This is a genomic window from Bradyrhizobium japonicum USDA 6 (assembly GCF_000284375.1).
Taxonomy (GTDB): domain Bacteria; phylum Pseudomonadota; class Alphaproteobacteria; order Rhizobiales; family Xanthobacteraceae; genus Bradyrhizobium; species Bradyrhizobium japonicum.
Map to the genome: position 1 here is coordinate 1,213,864 of NC_017249.1, position 17,427 is coordinate 1,231,290.

General features: G+C 65.2%; 16 protein-coding genes and 1 tRNA gene. 12 read left to right on the forward strand and 5 right to left on the reverse strand.

The window, feature by feature from the left end:
* Positions 1-33 precede the first annotated feature (33 nt).
* From BJ6T_RS05525 to BJ6T_RS05540, 4 genes are all read left to right on the forward strand, one after another.
* On the forward strand, positions 34-1,140 hold the full coding sequence (locus BJ6T_RS05525) for a 2'-deoxycytidine 5'-triphosphate deaminase (protein WP_014491310.1): 1,107 nt from the start codon (positions 34-36) through the stop codon (positions 1,138-1,140).
* A 244-nt stretch (positions 1,141-1,384) separates the two neighbouring features.
* Positions 1,385-1,798 (forward strand): PAS domain-containing protein, encoded by a 414-nt coding sequence (locus tag BJ6T_RS05530; RefSeq protein WP_014491311.1) that lies wholly within the window; start codon positions 1,385-1,387, stop codon positions 1,796-1,798.
* A gap of 104 nt (positions 1,799-1,902) precedes the next feature.
* Entirely contained in the window at positions 1,903-2,955 is a 1,053-nt protein-coding gene (locus BJ6T_RS05535; RefSeq protein WP_014491312.1) for a hypothetical protein, read from the forward strand.
* Between the two features lie 162 nt (positions 2,956-3,117).
* Positions 3,118-4,563: an MATE family efflux transporter gene (locus tag BJ6T_RS05540; RefSeq protein ID WP_014491313.1), complete on the forward strand. Its 1,446-nt coding sequence runs from the start codon at positions 3,118-3,120 to the stop codon at positions 4,561-4,563.
* On the opposite strand, the gene BJ6T_RS05545 is transcribed toward BJ6T_RS05540, so the two are convergent.
* From BJ6T_RS05545 to BJ6T_RS05565, 5 genes are all read right to left on the reverse strand, one after another.
* On the reverse strand, positions 4,560-5,066 hold the full coding sequence (locus BJ6T_RS05545; protein ID WP_014491314.1) for a hypothetical protein: 507 nt from the start codon (positions 5,064-5,066) through the stop codon (positions 4,560-4,562). The two genes, BJ6T_RS05540 and BJ6T_RS05545, sit on opposite strands and share 4 nt — an antisense overlap.
* Positions 5,067-5,166: 100 nt before the next feature.
* Positions 5,167-5,568, reverse strand: coding sequence for an SRPBCC family protein (locus BJ6T_RS05550; RefSeq protein ID WP_028169971.1), 402 nt, complete (start codon positions 5,566-5,568; stop codon positions 5,167-5,169).
* A gap of 143 nt (positions 5,569-5,711) precedes the next feature.
* The gene (locus BJ6T_RS05555; protein WP_014491316.1) at positions 5,712-6,071 is read right to left on the reverse strand and encodes a VOC family protein; all 360 of its coding nucleotides are present in this window, start codon (positions 6,069-6,071) and stop codon (positions 5,712-5,714) included.
* 55 nt (positions 6,072-6,126) lie between these two features.
* Entirely contained in the window at positions 6,127-6,966 is an 840-nt protein-coding gene (locus tag BJ6T_RS05560; protein WP_014491317.1) for a helix-turn-helix transcriptional regulator, read from the reverse strand.
* Between the two features lie 94 nt (positions 6,967-7,060).
* Entirely contained in the window at positions 7,061-7,636 is a 576-nt protein-coding gene (locus BJ6T_RS05565; RefSeq protein WP_028169972.1) for a methylated-DNA--[protein]-cysteine S-methyltransferase, read from the reverse strand.
* Positions 7,637-7,809: 173 nt separating this feature from the next.
* Here BJ6T_RS05565 and BJ6T_RS05570 point away from each other — a divergent pair.
* The 8 genes from BJ6T_RS05570 to xylA all read left to right on the forward strand — a co-directional run bounded on the left by BJ6T_RS05570 (position 7,810) and on the right by xylA (position 17,418).
* A tRNA-Gly gene (locus tag BJ6T_RS05570) sits at positions 7,810-7,883 on the forward strand.
* Between the two features lie 692 nt (positions 7,884-8,575).
* Positions 8,576-11,674, forward strand: coding sequence for a VCBS domain-containing protein (locus BJ6T_RS05575; protein WP_014491319.1), 3,099 nt, complete (start codon positions 8,576-8,578; stop codon positions 11,672-11,674).
* A 190-nt stretch (positions 11,675-11,864) separates the two neighbouring features.
* Positions 11,865-12,446, forward strand: coding sequence for a helix-turn-helix domain-containing protein (locus BJ6T_RS05580; protein ID WP_028169973.1), 582 nt, complete (start codon positions 11,865-11,867; stop codon positions 12,444-12,446).
* Entirely contained in the window at positions 12,446-12,958 is a 513-nt protein-coding gene (locus tag BJ6T_RS05585; protein WP_014491321.1) for a GNAT family N-acetyltransferase, read from the forward strand. Before BJ6T_RS05580 ends, BJ6T_RS05585 begins: the two co-directional genes overlap by 1 nt.
* Positions 12,959-12,960: 2 nt before the next feature.
* Positions 12,961-13,425, forward strand: coding sequence for a GNAT family N-acetyltransferase (locus tag BJ6T_RS05590; RefSeq protein WP_014491322.1), 465 nt, complete (start codon positions 12,961-12,963; stop codon positions 13,423-13,425).
* 88 nt (positions 13,426-13,513) lie between these two features.
* Entirely contained in the window at positions 13,514-14,557 is a 1,044-nt protein-coding gene (locus tag BJ6T_RS05595; RefSeq protein WP_014491323.1) for a LacI family DNA-binding transcriptional regulator, read from the forward strand.
* 84 nt (positions 14,558-14,641) lie between these two features.
* Positions 14,642-16,099, forward strand: a complete 1,458-nt coding sequence (xylB, locus tag BJ6T_RS05600) for a xylulokinase (RefSeq protein ID WP_014491324.1) — start codon at positions 14,642-14,644, stop codon at positions 16,097-16,099.
* Positions 16,096-17,418, forward strand: a complete 1,323-nt coding sequence (xylA, locus tag BJ6T_RS05605; RefSeq protein WP_014491325.1) for a xylose isomerase — start codon at positions 16,096-16,098, stop codon at positions 17,416-17,418. The genes xylB and xylA overlap by 4 nt, the downstream gene beginning before the upstream one ends.
* Positions 17,419-17,427 lie beyond the last annotated feature (9 nt).

A 17,427-nucleotide genomic window follows, 5' to 3' on the forward strand; every position in this document is an offset into this window, starting at 1 on the left:
CGGATACATTTGCCCCCTGACGAGGACCCAAGTTTGACGTTCACGGTCGCCGCCGACGCCAATGGTATCCTGCCCGACCGCATGATCGCGGCGATGGCGGAAGCGGGGCTGATCCTGCCTGCCTACGATTTCGTCGAGAGCCAGATCCAGCCGGCGAGCCTCGACCTCCGCCTCGGCGATATCGCCTATCGCGTTCGCGCCAGCTTCCTGCCCGGTCCCGGCGCGACCGTCGCCGAGCGCATCGACGAGTTGAAGTTGCACGAGTTCAGCCTCACCGATGGCGCGGTGCTGGAGACCAACTGCGTCTACATCGTGCCGCTCCTGGAAAGCCTGGCGCTGCCGCCGGAGATCGTCGCGGCCGCCAACCCGAAAAGCTCGACCGGCCGGCTCGATGTCTTCACTCGCGTCATTGCCGACGGCACCCGCCGCTTCGACATGATCGGCGCCGGCTATCACGGCCCGCTCTACGCCGAGATCAGCCCGAAGACGTTTCCGGTGCTGGTCAGCGAGGGCTCGCGCCTGAGCCAGGTGCGCTTCCGCACCGGCGATGCCATCCTCAACATCGACGATCTCGAGGCGCTGCACGCGACCGAGCGTCTCGTCGATCTCGACGATGCCGATCTCACCGGCGGCGTCGCCGTTTCCGTCGACCTCTCCGGCGAGAAGGCCAACGGCTTCGTCGGCTATCGCGCCAAGCGCCACACCGGCGTCGTCGACGTTGACCGCCGCTCCGGCTACGCGGTGGAGGATTTCTGGGAGCCGATCTCGGCGCGTCCCGACGGCAGCCTGATCCTCGATCCCGGCGAGTTCTACATCCTCGCTTCCAAGGAAGCCGTGCAGGTGCCGCCCGATTACGCCGCGGAGATGGTGCCGTTCGATCCCCTGGTCGGCGAGTTCCGCGTGCACTATGCCGGCTTCTTCGATCCCGGCTTCGGCTATGCCGGCGCCGGGGGGCAGGGCGCGCGCGCCGTGCTCGAAGTACGCTCGCGCGAGGTGCCGTTCATCCTCGAGCACGGCCAGATCGTCGGCCGTCTCGTCTACGAGAAGATGCTGGCGCGCCCCGACGCGATGTACGGCCAGCGCATCGGCTCGAACTACCAGGCGCAGGGGCTCAAACTATCGAAGCATTTTCGGGTGTAGTGCTGGCCTCACTCTCCGCCGTGATGCCCCGGCTTGACCGGGGCATCCAGTACGCCGCAACCTATCGGCTCTACAACAGATGCCTCTGGAATACTGGATCGCCCGATCCCGTCTCCGCCAAGGGCTTCGCCGGGCCAACAACTCACTCGGCCGCCGAAGCCTTAGCGAAGGCGGCAAGTCGGGCGATGACACCGAATGTGTGGCAGGATACGAACCAAGTTCCGGCTACGTGCGAGGCCTCCCGATGAGCCATCCATCCGAACTCGACGCAAGGATCGTCGATGACGTCGCGGACGCGCTGATCTATTCCGATCGAGCGGGCACGATCACACGCTGGAATCGGGCATCAACCACGCTGTTCGGCTTCTCGGCGGACGAGGTGCTCGGCCAGAACCTCGATCTGATCATTCCCGAACATCTGCGCGCCGCGCACTGGAAGGGCTTCGAAGCTGCGCTTGCCACCGGCGCGATGAAGCTCGCGGGCAGGCCGACGCTGACCCGCGCGCTGCACAAGAGCGGACGCAAGCTCTACATCGAGATGACCTTCGCGCTGGTGCGCGATGCCGGCGGTGCCGTGGTCGGATCGGTCGCGATGGCGCGCGACGTCACCGAACGCGTCGAGCGCGAGCGCGCGGCCAGGCTTGCGCAAAAATCGTGATGCGGAATTGACGGGCCAGCGTGCAGGGCACTCTGCCTGAGCGTCAGGTTGTCTCGCACCTGTCGCAGTGACACACTCGATCAAAACAACGATCGGGAGCGAACATGACCGCCGCAACAGACGCAGCACAGGAAGCGCAATGGAAGCGCTGGCGCGCGGTCGCCGACCTCTATCACGCCTACTTCACCGGCCTCATCCTCACCGTCGTCACGCGGCGCGGCACGGCGGATGCTGCCGAATTCGTGTTCCGCGTGTTTCGCCGCCAGCAGCAGGAGCGCTTCCTGCCGGGGCTCGAAAAGCTCGGTCTCAGTCATCTGCCGCCGGCGGTGGCCGCCGCGCAATATCACTATCTCTCCAACTGGATCGGCGGCGTGCATGTCGAGTACATGTATGAGAGCGACCGCAAAGCCTGGATCCGCTATCCGCCGCCGCGCTGGATCTGGAAGGGCACCGCGATCTGCGGCGTGCCGGGCGAGGTGAGCCGCGCGATGCTGCGCGGCTGGCACGCCAACAATGGCGTCGCGCTCGGCGATCTCAGGCTCGGCTTCGTCTGCACCAAGCAGAGCGTCGACGGTCAGGACGGGCTCGAAGGCTATTATCATCAGTACGACCACCCGCTCGAGCTGGATCAGCGCCTGGTGTTCGCGCGCCATCTGGAAGCGCCGTTGTTCGACGCCAAGACCGCGCCTGCCTTGCCCGTCGCGAGCTGGCCGAAGCCGCGGCTGGAAAAAGCCTACCGCAACTACGCGATGGAATATGTGCGCACCGCCGCGCCCGTCATGGTGCAATTGTTCGGCCCGGAAGACGCCGGCTATCTCCTGCACCTCACCGGCAAGCTGATCGGGATGCAGTATTTTGACGAGGTCGCGGCGGCGCTGTCTATGGGCCGCGGTGGCGCGCGCGAGTTCGCAGCGTTCCTGAATGCGCTGTTTGCCGCGCAGGATGACTCTGCCGAGACGACAGGATCGGAAGGCACGTTTGAATTTCGCCAGCGGAGCTGGAAGCTGATGGATGACGTCGCCGACTATCATCGCGGCTGCGCCAAGGTGCTGGAAGGGTTGTTCGAGGGGCTCGCTGCCGGATGCGGGCGGCACATCGGCGTGCACCTGCGCCCGACAGCGGGCGGTCGGCCGCCGCTGGTCTGGACCATTGAGTAATTCCACCACTTGAAATGCGCTGCCGCAGGGCACGCCTGCATACGGCGCAGGAGGAATCGGTAATTGCCGTGCTAAGCCTTTCATCGCGCCTTCCGCGCGAAGAAATTTATTGGCACACCTACGCATTGCCGCGCCGCAAATGGCCTGTGCCCGGGAGAGGACATGTCCGACATCGCCGAAATTCCGGTCGATGAACAAGAGCGGCCGCTGCCGCTGCCTCCGCGCCCGGTGCGAAGCGCGCTGATGGACGGGCCGATTCTGCGCACGCTGCTCGGTCTCGCCTGGCCGAACGTGGTCGCGCTGTCGGCCGGCACCTGTGTGGTGATCGCGGAGACCTCCTATATCGGCCGGCTCGGCGTCGAGGCGCTGGCAGCAATGGCGCTGGTGTTTCCGACAGTGATCCTGACCATGACGATGTCCGGCGGCGCCATGGGCGGCGCCGTGGCGTCGGCCATCGCGCGGGCGCTCGGCGCAGGCGATCGCGAGCGCGCCAGCACGCTCGCCGCGCATGCGCTGCTGATCGGCATCACCTTCGGCCTCGTCTTCATGCTGGGCATGCTGATCTTCGGGCCGCGCGTTCTGGAAATGCTCGGCGGCCGCGGGGATGTGCTGACGCATGCGGTCGCCTACACGCAGGTGTTTTTCGGCGGGGCCGTGCTGCCCTGGCTGCTCAACACCATGGCCGGCGTGTTGCGCGGCACCGGCAACATGAAGCTGCCGTCGTTCCTGATTCTCAATTCGGCGGCCTGGCAGGTCGTGCTCGGCGGCACGCTTGGCCTCGGGCTCGGCCCGGTGCCGCAGCTCGGCATGCGCGGCGTCGCCGCCGGCGCGCTGATCGCCTATTCGATGAACATCTGCGTGATGGGCTGGTACCTGTTCTCCGGCCGCGCCCGTGTCGTGCCAAGACTGCGCGGCCTGCGCATCCAATGGGCGATGTTCTTCGATATCCTGAAGGTCGGCGCCATTGCCTGCTTCTCGCCGCTGCAATCGGTGCTGACGATCTCGATCTTCACGCACATGCTGGCGAAGTTCGGCACTGCGATTCTTGCCGGTTACGGCATCGGCGCGCGGCTCGAATTCCTGCTGACCTCGATCGCGTTCTCGTTCGGCATCGCCTCGGTGCCGATGATCGGCATGGCGGTCGGCGCCGGCCGCATCGCCCGCGCGCGGCGCATTGCCTGGATCGCCGGCGCGAGCGCATTCATTGCCGTCGGCGCGCCGGCGTGCCTGGTCGCGACCTTCCCGGATCTCTGGGTCAACATCTTCACCGACAGCGCCACCGTGCGCGCGACCAGCCATCAATATCTGTCGACGGTGGCGCCGTTCTACGCCTTCATCGGGCTCGCCTCGACGATGTATTTCTCGTCGCAGGGCGCAGCCAAGGTGATCGGGCCGGTGCTGGCGCAGACCGCGCGCCTGATCTACATCGCGGCGATCGGCTGGTGGCTGTCGACACATGACGCCACCGCGCAGAGCTTCTTCTGGCTGGCCGCCAGCTCGATGGTCGTGCTCGGCCTGCTCTCGTGCTCCAGCGTGGTGCTGACACGCTGGGGGCCGCGTGAGAGCAAGGCTGCGATCAGGCCTGCTCTCTCGGGTATTGCCGACTAGCGGTGCCTGTGGCGGCGATGGCCGCCACCGCCGGCATTGGCGAGCCGCATCAGTTGCGGGATCATCGCCATCATGTCGCCGCCGCCGGAGCCGCCGAGCATGCCCATGATATCGCCGCCGCCCATGCCGCCCATTCCGGTCGGCATATAGCCGCCACCGCCCATCGGCGTGTAGCCGCCGTAGTTCGGCGCGCCAAAGCCGCCGCCGAGATTGCCGCCGCCGAGGCCACCCAGGCCGCCGCCCCCCATCATGCCGCCGAGCCCGCCGCCGCCGTTCTCCATCATGCGGCTCATCATCGGACCCATGGTCTGCATCAGCATGGCGAAGCGGCGCTTGCCCATCTTCGCCTTCATCATCTCCAGCATCGGCGCCATCTGGGTCATCATGTCCTCGCCGCCGGCGCCTCCGCCGCCGAGGAACTGCGCCTTTGCCGGCGCGCTTGAGATCGAAAACAGCAGCAGCACGGCGGCTGCCTGGCAGATCACCTTGTCCGCACCTCTCATGGCCTGCTCCTCGCGTGCGTGGCTCCGCCGGGAGAGCGGAGCCAACCGGACGCACGCGGCCATGGTTAGGGCCGGCGAGGGCAGGGCTCTGTGAGAAAGATCACGCAGCCACGGCCGGGAACGCCCGGTGTATCGCGGCGACGGCGTCCCTGGTCTGCCCCTGGACGTAAGCCGCAAGCTCATTCGGCAGCATGTCGATGATCCAGACAAGGCGGCAGCTCGCCTCGCCCTCGGCGATCACCTGCACCGAGGCGCTGTAATGCCTCAGCCGCTCGTTGTTGATGGCGTAGACCAGCCGCTGCCGCGCGTCGTCGCAATCGACCAGCACCTCGCGCGCCACTGATCCATTGGCGAAGGTGACGATGCGTGCATCGCCGTCGAGCGTGCAGGCGGTGACGAAGCCCGGCGCCAGCCGCTGCGGCAGCGCGCCGAAATCGCGTACGGCGTCCCAGACGTCGCGGGCGGGAACGGGAAGGGAGATGTCGTTGTGGATGGAGGCCATGAAGGTGTCCTTGATTGAGAGGTTCGTAGGGTGGGCAAAGGCGCGCTCTTTGCGCGCCGTGCCCACCATTCATCGGCACTGTTGCACGGGAGGGTGGGCACGCTACGCTTTGCCCACCCTACGAGTGCTCGTGCGCGGCGGCTCTACGTGCAAACCGCCTCGATGTTGTTGCCATCGGGATCAATCAGGAACGCCGCGTAGTAGGTCGGGCTATAGTCCTTGCGCGGGCCGGCGCCGCCATTGTCGCGGCCGCCGCTGTTCAGGCCCTCGCTGTGGAATGCCTTGACCGCATCATGGTCCTTGGCGCGAAACGCGATATGCGCGCCGTCGGCCTTGCGTCCCTTGTTCAGGTGCAGCCAGAGCGCCGGCTCGCCCTTCGGCCCGAATCCCGCATAGCCGTCGCCGCTGGAGCACAGGGCGTAGCCGAGCGGGGCCAGTATCGCGGTGTAGAAGCGCGTGGCGGCGTCGAGGTCGGCAACACGCAGTCCGATGTGGTCGTACATGATCGTCTCCATTGCAAAGCGCGCCGCAACTGGCGCGCGCCGGAGACGACCCTATTCAGTTGAGGGTCGCGCGCTCTTGGAGAATCTTGCGCTCGCCCTTCGACGCCTGCCGGAACTTCGTCGGTGACACTCCGGCAGCGCGATGGAAGGTGCGGACGAAATTGGAGAGATCGCCGAAGCCGACGTCATAGGCGACGTCGGTGACCGCGATGTCATCATCTGTCAGCAGCCGCGCCGCATGGCGTAGCCGCGAGCGCACCAGATATTGATGCGGGGTGACGCCGAGCACGGCCGAGAACAGCCGCAGGAAATGGAACGGGCTGAGGTCCGCCTGCCGCGCCGCCTGTTCGAGATCGACCTCGGCATGCGAGTTGGCGTCGATCCACAGCGCGACTTCGACTGCGCGGCGGCGGTCGCGTGCGGTGGGCGTGGCCGGCTTGCGCGCCTTGCCCGAGACGACATCGATGAAGCGGCCGGCCAGAATTTGACCGACCTCGTCGAGACCGAGGTCGCTGTTGCCATCTGCCGCCGTCTGGGCGAGCTCGCCCAGCACCATCAGCTCGGGCAGCGGCGGTGTCGCGCCGACGTGCCAGATCTCGCGCCGCCCTCCGAGGGCATCGACCAGGTCTTCGCTGAAGAAGAAGCCCAGGCAGACATCGCCGCTGACATGCTCATGCGTGCAGGTGTATTCCTCGCGGGGAGCCCCGACCAGCATCGAGCCCGCCACCAGCTCGAAGAAGCCGGCGCGACACCGGCAGCCGAAGCTGCCGGAGCGGACATAGGCAATGGAATGGCCGGTGCGGCACTCCGCGAACGGCTTGTCGTCCGGTCCCGCATCGCAGCGAAACTCGGAGACCGTGATCGATTGCGTGGTCAGCAGCGTGGTCGCGTCCATGCCACCTATCTAGGCATGATCGGACAAGTGTGTAGCGGTTGTCCGACAAGATCATGCCCAAAAAACAAAGCTAAGGTGCGATCGCGATCGCGCCTTAGCTGGGCCTCGGTGGGGCAACGGGCAGCAACACCTCGAACAGCGTCTTGCTCGCGACCGGATGGGCGCCCTCGAGCGCCAGCAGCCGCCGCTTGGAGATCACCCCGCCGTAAGGCGAGAGCCGGTCGGCGTAATTGCCGGCCTCCAGCACCCGGTGGCAGGGCACGATCAGCATGTAGGGATTTTTGGCGATCGCCTGCGCCACCGAATGCGCGGCGCCGGAGGCGCCCAGCGCCTTGGCGATCTCGTGATAGGTGCGCGTCTCCCCGCGCGGAATGGCACAGGCGGCTTCATAAACGCGCCGGTGGAAGCCGGGGACGCCGCCGGCGTCCAGGCTGACCTCGGAAAAGTCAGGGTCGCCGCCCTGCAGCAGGCCCACGATGCCCTCGATCGCAAGCTCGGCAGTCAGCGGAGGCTGCTGCTCGCGCGCCTCGGGATGGACCGCGAAAATCCGGCGGCGGGTGTCGATCTCCCGCGCCTCCGGCAATTGCACGGCGACCACGCCGGTGCTGCTCCAGACGATGCCGCAGCGCCCTATGGCCGTGTTGAATATCGCGTAGCCACGCCCCACCATGCACACGCCCCACTCAGTGCACGTCTCTCCCCAGACACGTGATCATAACACCGCCACAATCCGGCGCACCTGGAATCTTGCCAGGACGTTAACAACCGTCCGGCCAGCCGCGCCAAAGCGCTTGGCGAGCGGCGCCGTCTCGGCTAATCAGGGTTGGCGTGAGACGCGCATTCGCGGGCGTAGTTCAATGGTAGAACGGCAGCTTCCCAAGCTGCATACGAGGGTTCGATTCCCTTCGCCCGCTCCAATAAGCTTCATGCCCGCTGATTTGCAGCGGCTGAAGTCCCCATAATGCACGCACAGGGCTCCCGATTGCCGAGACAAGGCAATGAATTTGGAGAGCACATTCAAGAAATTTTCTTGAACGAACGATCTCGCGCCGATGCGGCGGTTTGATTGCGGTCGTGCAGCGAGACAGCCAACGACGTTCTGTCTGATCCTGCCCGGCTGCTCATCGGGACTGCGCGCGCTTTCCGAGGTTCAAGATCACGGCGGCGCTCGATCATTTTCGCACCCGGCGACCAGCCGGTGTAATGACCCTCGATGAATTCGCAAGGCCCGAACGTCTTCCGGGCGGATCGAACGCCCTTCGACGATTCGATCGATGACCTTGGCGCCAAGGACGAGGCAGCCTTCAGAGCTACCACAGCGACCAAACTTTGCTCAATTGTTGGTCGGAGACGAAGCAAGACTCATGAATGCCGATTGTCCGAGCATGCGCGTTGTGGTTCGGACCTTGCTGCAAGCCATGCACCATCATTCGCGAGCTTTGTCGCGATGACGCATCGAGCGACATCAAGCGCGCGACATCAAGCGCGCGTCATCCAGAGCCACTAAACTTGCCTTGGACAGCAGGGACTCATTGGTGCCGCGTTTCTGTTTCTGATTGTCGCGCAAAACATTCGGACCCGGCCTGTTGCCGGGCAAACGGAGGCATTGATGACGAATTCAGCACCTGTTTTCACTCCTTCCGTCACGCGCGTCTCGACCAGCGCAACCGGGGCGCAGGCGGATGACCAGAGTTACCAGCCTGTGTTGTCGGCCGACGGCACGAAAGTGGCATTCGAATCCTATGCCGACAATCTGGTGCCCGGCGATACCAACGGTGCACCCGACATCTTCGTGAAGGACCTGACGACCGGCGCGATTACGCTCGTGTCAACCAATGCCAGCGGGGTGCAGGGGGATAGCTGGAGCTACCAGCCGGTTTTTTCGCCCGATGGTACCAAGCTGGCGTTCTCATCTGCTTCCGACAATCTGGTGCCGGGCGATACCAATCAAGCTTGGGACGTCTTCGTGAAGGACCTGACCACCGGTGCCGTCACGCGCGTGTCGACCAGTGCCAGCAGGGCACAAGCGGACGGCTTCCAGAGCTCCAATCCGATATTCTCGCCCGACGGCACCAAGGTTGCGTTCTATTCCGATGCCGACAATCTCGTGCCTGATGATACCGACCATTTGCGCGACATCTTCGTGAAAGACCTGACCACAGGCGCGATAACGCTCGTGGGCCCCAGCCCCTACAACGGGGGAGCCGGCACCAACGGTGGGGATCAGAATGGCTATACCTATGCCCCCTCGTTCTCGCCCGATGGCACCAAAATCGTGTTCGGGTCCGCCAGGGGGTTTGGCGCCGGCAATGACATCTACATCAAGGATCTTTCCACCGGGACCACCACACTGGTGTCGGTCAGCGCCAGCGGCGGCGTTCACGGGAATGGCGGCAGCTACGACCCGGTGTTCTCGCCCGATGGCACCAAGGTGGCGTTCTATACTTTTGCCGACAATCTCGTGCCGGGTAGTTTCAATATCGGAATCGGCAACATCGTCATTAAGGATCTGACCACAGGCGTGGTCACGTTGGTATCGGCCAATGCCGGCGGAGCCCCGCAGAACGACGGCGAAGCCCAAAAACCCGTGTTCTCGCCTGATGGCACCAAGATTGCGTTCTATTCCGCAGCCGACAATCTCGTGCCGGGTGTCAATGGCTATGAGATCTATGTGAAGGACCTGATCACCGGCGCCGTCACTGTTATCTCGACCAGCGCGAGCGGGATGCAGGCAAACGGCTACAGCCAGCTTCCCGGCTTCTCGGCTGATGGCACCAAGTTGGTATTCGAGTCCTCGGCCAGCAATCTGGTGCCGGGCGATACCAACGGCACTTCCGATATCTTCGTGAAGGAAATTGGTATGCCGTCCGTCATTGATGTGAAGCTGACGGACAATGGCGCCGCCCATGTTTCGACATCGGGGGCGGTGTTCTTTACCGACGCCGACACCACCGACACTCACACGGCCTCGGTGGCATCGCAAAGCGGCAATCTCGGCACACTCACGGCTACCGTCGACGATGCCCATGGCGAGGTGACATGGAGCTATGATGTTTCTCACGCCAACATCGTTACGCTCCGGGCTGGGCAGACCCATGCCGACACCTTCACCTTGACCCTCGACGACGGCCACGGCGGTTCGGCGACGCAGAGCATCATCGTGACGCTGACGGGAATCGATGATGCCCCCGTGATCCACTCGGCCACCACGGCAAGCTTCGCGGAGAATGGCACTGGTCTCGCCTACCACACCGCGGCGACCGACGTTGACAGCCCGACGCTGCTCTATTCGCTCTCCGGTGCCGATGCGGCGCTGTTCGACGTGTCGATCATAGGCGATGTGACGTTCAAATCTGCGCCCGACTTCGAGGCGCCGCAAGACGCGAACCACGACAACGTCTATGACATCACCGTCGAGGTCAGCGACGGGACAGAGATGACGACAAAGAACGTCGCGATCACGGTCACTGACGTGAATGACACCAGCGGCGGCGACGTTCTGACTGTCACCGGCTCGACCGGCTTCACGTCGATTGACCGGGCCACGATCAATGTCAGCGTGACCGGCAATTTGCACGAGACCGGCAGCGCCGGTGTCATCAGCAACAGCACGATCAATGATCTCGGCTCACTAACCGAGACCCAGGCGATGCTCGCACTCGTGAACGATACGATCATCGGCGGTTCGCTCGGCGCGATCGTCGCCCATGGTGGCACCATCACCTTCGACAATGTGCATCTGGACGGGACGTCGCTGGACGCGACGTCAGGCGGACTTATCGAATCCGTTGCAGTCAGCACCAACGCCTTCAACAATGTGACGCTCAAGGCTGGCGCCGTGTTTGACGACAGCGCCGGAAGCGCTCTGAATGTCAGCGGCACGCTGAACAACGGCGGCACAATCGAGCTCTTCAATGCCGCGAAAGCCGTCCTGACCGGCGACGCCACGGTTATCGGCAATGGCGAGATCAAGCTCGATCCGGGCTCCTCGATCCTGAACAGCGGTGGGCATCACACGCTTAAGCTTGAAGGCGGCACGATCGACGGCGCCGGCACGATCGGAAACGGAGATCACGGCCTCACCTTGGCTATCGGTGTCTCCGGCACGCTCGAGGCGAACGGGTCCCAGCCGCTTGCGGTGAACACCGGCAATTCCGTCACCAGCAACGGCCTGATCGAAGCCATTCACGCCTCGCTCAATTTCGACGACGGCGTTTTCAACACATTTGGAACGATCACTGCCGATCAGGGCGGCACGATCGCCTTCAGGAATGGCTTGACCAATGGCGCCATCGTCAATGTGCACACCGGCAGTGAGCTGGATGTCTCGGGCAACCTCGTCAACAACGGCACTGTCCTGGATAGTGGCATGCTCAAGGTCGATAATTTGAGCGGGACTGGAGCTGTCAACGTCAACAACGGGACATTGGTGGTCACTGGTAATCTAGGCAGCAATGTCGTTCTGACGGGTACGGACTCATTTGTCTTCGGACCCGATGCCAAACAAACATCCGGTGTCATCTCAAACTATACGCCAGGCACAACGTTGGTGCTGGATGGCTTCGACGCCAAGGTGAACGCAGCATTTGACGCTCAGACCGGTATTTTGACACTGACAGACGCGGATCATCATGCGATGACGCTTCACCTCGCGCCTGGGTCCTTGATCCCGCAAGCCCATGGCGCGGCGCCGGATTTCCTCGTCTAGCGAATTTCCACGGAAAGTCCCGTCGAACCCGCCATGTCCAGGCGGGCTGTGGCAAGACGCCAGAGAACTCGCCACGCAAAAATTCTAATATATTAGCTCCTCGTTCCCGGCACGCGCGGCTCGCCCGTCTTAAGCTTCTCTCGCCCTGATGGGTGCGGTCCTCGTGTCGGGCAATGCTTGGATGACAACCATGGACCAGCAGAAACTCGACCGCGCGATCGGTCGTCGCTTGAAGACGTTGAGGACGCAGGCGGGCATGACGTTGAACGAACTCGCGACGCGCTCCGGTGTCAGCCGGGCCATGATCGGGAGGGTGGAGCGGGCGCAGAGCAGCGCCACCGCTGCGCTGCTCAACAAGCTCTGCGCGGCGCTCGATGTCACCCTCAGCGACGTCGTCGCGCTTGCGGAGAAGCCGCCGGAGCGGCTGATGCGGCTTGCCGACCAGCCGCTTTGGCGCGATCCCGACAGCGGTTACCGTCGGCGGCACGCCTCGCCGCCGGATGCGGCAAGCGGCATCGAGATCATCGTCGTCGATCTGCCGGCGGGCGCGCGTGTCTCCTACAGCCCCTGGGGCCGCAACGCGTTCACCCAGCAGCTGCTGATGCTGGTGGGGGCGGTCTGCGTGCACATCGATGCCAAGACCGTGCGGCTGCGCGATGGCGATTGTCTCGATTTCGACGTGATGCGGGCGGTGACCTTCGAGAACGAAACCAAACAGGATGCGCGCTACGTGATCATCACGCGGCGCGGCACATCGTACGGGAAAATGTGATGTCGCTGATCGTGCGGGACGCCACGCTGGAGGATGCCGAAGATATTTTGGCCATCTACAATTACGCCGCGATCAACACCACGGCGGTGTGGACCGACGGACCGGCCGATCTGGATTCGCGGCGCGAGTGGATGCGCGCTCGGCAAGCAGCCGGCTATCCCGTGCTGGTCGCGATGAAGGGCAGGGACCTCGTCGGCTTCGCGTCATTCGGCGATTTCCGCCCGTTTCCCGGCTATCGCCACACCGTGGAGAATTCGGTCTATGTCGGCGAGCAGCATCATCGGCTCGGCGTCGGCCGCAGCCTGATGGCCGCGCTGATCGAGCGCGCTACTACGCTCAACAAGCACACGATGGTCGCCGCGATCGAGGCCTCGAATTCCGCCTCGACCGGGCTGCACGCGTCTTTCGGCTTTGCTGAGGTTGGCCGTATGCCTGAGGTCGGCTGCAAGTTCGGCCGCTGGCTCGACATGGTCCTCATGCAGAAGCGGCTTTCAAGTGGGGTGAGGCCGTGACGATGGAGGTCCGCACCGGCGACACCTTTGATCCGCGCGTCATTGCGCTGCTCGATCATCACGTCACGGCTGCGCGGGCGCAGACCGCGCCGGGCAGCGCCCATGCGCTCGATCTCGCGGGGCTCCGCGCGAGCGACGTCGCGTTCTGGACCGGCTGGGACGGCGAGACGCTGGTCGCCACCGGCGCGCTGAAGATGCTCTCGGCCGACCATGGCGAGGTGAAGTCGATGCACACGCTGCAAACCACGCGGCGGCGCGGCTTCGGCGGCCAGATGCTCCGCCACATCATCGCTGAGGCCCGCGCGCGTGGCTTGGAGCGGCTCAGCCTCGAGACCGGCTCCTGGGATTATTTCAAGCCCGCGCATGCGCTCTACCAGGCGCACGGTTTTGTGCTCTGCGGCCCGTTCGAGGGCTATGTCGAGGATCCCAACAGCCTGTTCCTGACGCGCGACCTGACGGGCGGCTGAGGCGGCGCGGCGCAACCTGGGCCTGAAAACATCGCCGTGCGCATCAAAATGAGTTGCGTACCTCAAAACACCTCGATAACCTTCAGCCATGGCCGAAACTCTCACCGCGACCGCGCTGACGCTGAAGGACATCGCCCGCGAGGCGGGCGTCAGCCTCGCGACGGTCGACCGCGTCCTGCACAACCGCCCGGGCGTGCGGCCCGATACGGTCCGGCGCGTCAGGGCGGCGATCGAGCGCAACGCCTTCCAGCCGCACGTCGCCGCCGCCGAGCTCGCCCGCAGCCGTGCCCGCCGCTTCGCCTTCGTGATGCCGGCGGGGCCGAACCCCTTCATGCAGCAGATCGAGGCCTATCTCGGCGAGATGTCGGCCTGGCTCTCAGCCCGCCGTCTCGGCGTCGAGGTCGTCGCCACGGATGTGTTCGACCCGTCCGTGCTCGCGGCCTCGCTCGAGGCGCTGTCCGGCGATTACGACGGCGTTGCCGTGGTGGCGCTGGACCATCCCGGGGTCCGCGCCGCGATCAACGATCTCGTCGACGCCGGGACGCGGGTCGTGACGCTGGTCTCGGACGTGCCGTCCTCGCGACGCCACCATTATGTCGGCATCGACAACATTGCGGCGGGGCGCGCCGCCGGCGCGCTGGTCGGTCGGCTGGTCGGCCAACGGTCCGGCAAGGTCGCGATCGTCGCGGGCTCGCAGGGCCTGCGCGACCATTCCGAACGCATCTTCGGCTTCAGCCAGGTGATGGCGTCGGAATTCCCCGATCTCAGCGTGCTGCCGGTGCTGGAAGGCCGCGACGAAGACGGCCGTTCGGAACAGGTTCTGGCGCAGCTGCTCGGCAGGCATGCCGACATTGTTGGCCTTTATAACGTCGGCGCCGGCACGCAAGGCGTCGCCAAAGCGTTGAGCGATGCCGGCCGCGGCAAGCAGGTAGTGTTCGTCGGACACGACGTTACCGCACTGACGCGCCGGCTGCTGTTGCAGGGCGTGATGGATGCCGCGATCTCGCAGAACCCCGGGCATGAAGCGCGCGCCGCGGTACGCGTGCTGCTCGCGCTTGCGCGCGGCGAGCCGATCTTGCGCGAACAGGAGAAGATCAGGATCGACATCGTGATGCGGGACAATTTGCCCTAGGGGCGGGTGGATATTCAAAAGCGGCCGGTTGCGGAAAGGGCGACTCTGAGATCGCGCACCGCAACAGGCGAAAGGGAGGACGGCGTGTATCTCGGTATCGACATCGGCACATCCGGTGTGAAAGCGGTGCTCGTGAGCGAAACCGGCGCGATCGTCGCGACGGCCGCGCGCGAGCTTGCGCTGTCGCATACCGCGCCGCTGTGGTCCGAGCAGGATCCCGACGCCTGGGTCGATGCGGCGGTTGGCGCCGTCGACGATCTCGCCGCCCGCCATCCGCGCGAGGTCGCTCAGGTGCGCGGCATCGGACTGTCCGGCCAGATGCATGGCGCGACGCTGCTGGACGAGGATGGACGGCCCCTGCGCCCCGCTATTCTCTGGAATGACGGCCGCTCGCACGCTGAATGCGTCGCGCTCGAGCGGCGCTGCCCGTCGCTGCACACGATCGCCGGCAATCTGGCGATGCCCGGCTTCACCGCGCCAAAGCTGCTCTGGGTCGCGCGGCACGAGCCGCAGATCTTCGAGCGCGTGGCAAAGGTGCTGCTGCCGAAGGCCTATGTGCGTTATCGCCTCACCGGCGAGATGGTCGAGGACATGTCCGACGCCGCGGGCACGCTGTGGCTCGATGTCGGTCTGCGCCGCTGGTCGGCGCTGCTGCTGCATGCTGTCGGGCTCGATCTCCACCACATGCCCCGCCTCGTCGAGGGCAGCGAGGTCAGCGCAGTGCTCGCGCCGGAATTCGCACGGCGCTGGGGCATGGCCAATGACGTCGTGATCGCCGGCGGTGCCGGCGACAATGCCGCGAGCGCCATCGGGCTCGGCGCGATCGCGCCGGGCGACGCATTCCTGTCGCTCGGCACATCCGGCGTGGTGTTCCGCGTCACCGACCGGTTTGCTCCGGCACCGGCGTCGGCCGTGCATGCGTTCTGCCATGCGCTGCCCGGCCTCTGGCATCAGATGGGCGTGATGCTGTCGGCCGCCGCATCGCTGGCCTGGCTCGCAGGCGTGATGGAGACGCCGGCCGCCGCGCTCCTGGCGCCGCTCGGCGAGCGTGTCGACGGACCGAGCTCGATAAAATTCCTGCCTTATCTCGACGGCGAGCGCACGCCGCACAACGATGCCGCCGCCAGCGGCGCCTTCGTCGGCCTGCGCGGTGCGACCGGGCGCAGCCAGATCGTGCAGGCCGTGCTGGAAGGCGTCGCCTTCGCCGCGCGCGACAACCTCGCGGCGCTGAGCGCGGCCGGCGGGCCAATCGCGGAGGTCGATCTCGTCGGCGGCGGCTCGCGCTCGCCGCTGTGGGCGCAGATCTGCGCCGACGTGCTCGGCATTCCCGTCCACCGCGTCGAGGAGGGCGAGGTCGGGGCCGCGCTCGGCGCCGCACGGCTCGGCCGGCTCTCCGCCACCGGCGAAGATCCCGCGGAAGTGTGCAAGCGCCCGCGGCGGCTCGCGAGCTTTGCACCCCGCGCATCCGTCACTGCGGCCTATGACGAGGCCTATTGGCGGTGGCGCGAACTTTATCCTGCGTTGAAGGAGAGCCTTAAGTGAACGCGCCAGCCAAATTCTTCGATGCAAGCGCCCCTGTCGCCTTCGGCGGCAATGATGCGGGAAACACGCCCGCCTTCCGCTGGTACGACAAGGACCGGCTCGTGCATGGCCGCAGGCTCGAGGATCATCTGCGCTTTGCGGTCTGCTACTGGCATTCGTTCTGCTGGCCGGGCGGCGATCCCTTCGGCGGCGAGACCTTTCTGCGCCCCTGGCATCAAGGTGCCGATGCGATGGCGCAGGCACGCGCCAAGGCCGATGTCGCTTTCGAGCTGTTCCGCCTGCTGGACGTGCCCTTCTTCACTTTCCACGACGTCGATGCGGCTCCGGAAGGCACTTCGCTCAGCGAGTCCGTCGCCAATCTCAATGCGATCGCCGATCTGTTCGAAGCGAAGATGGCCTCCGCAAAAGTCCGCTTGCTCTGGGGCACGGCCAATTTGTTCACGCATCGCCGCTACATGGCGGGCGCCGCGACCAATCCGGACCCCGAAATCTTCACCTATGCCGCCGGCCAGGTCCGCGCCGCGCTGGAGGTGACGCACCGGCTCGGCGGCCAGAACTATGTGCTGTGGGGCGGCCGCGAGGGCTACGAGACGCTGCTCAACACCGATCTCAAGCGCGAGCTCGACCAGCTCGGCCGCTTCGTCTCGCTGGTCGTCGAGCACAAGCACAAGATCGGCTTCAAGGGCCCGATCCTGATCGAGCCGAAGCCGAAGGAGCCGACCAAGCATCAATATGATTTCGACGTCGCCACCTGCTACGGCTTCCTGGAACGCTACGACCTCCTGAACGACGTCAAGCTCAACATCGAGCAGAACCACGCCATTCTTGCCGGCCACTCCTTCCATCACGAGGTCGCGCTCGCCGAGGCGCTCGGCATCTTCGGCTCGCTCGACGTCAATCGCGGCGACGATCTGCTCGGCTGGGACACCGACCAGTTCGCGATGAACGTGCCGGAGCTGGCTCTGGTGTTCCACGAGATCCTGAATCGCGGCGGCTTCACCTCGGGCGGGCTCAATTTCGACGCCAAGATCAGGCGGCAGTCGATCGACCCCGACGATCTGATCCATGCCCATGTCGGCTCGATGGATGCCTGCGCGCGCGCGTTCCTCGCCGCCGCCGACATGCTCGATGCCGGCGCCCTCACCGCGCCGCTCGCGCAGCGCTACGAGGGGTGGGCGGAACCCGAGGGCCGGGCCATTCTCGGCGGCCAGCGCTCGCTCTCCGAACTTGCCGACCGCGCGCTCAGCGCCGGCTTCGACCCGCGGCCGCGCTCGGGGCGGCAGGAATATCTGGAATCCCTGGTCAACCGCTACGTCTGAGGAAGGCCG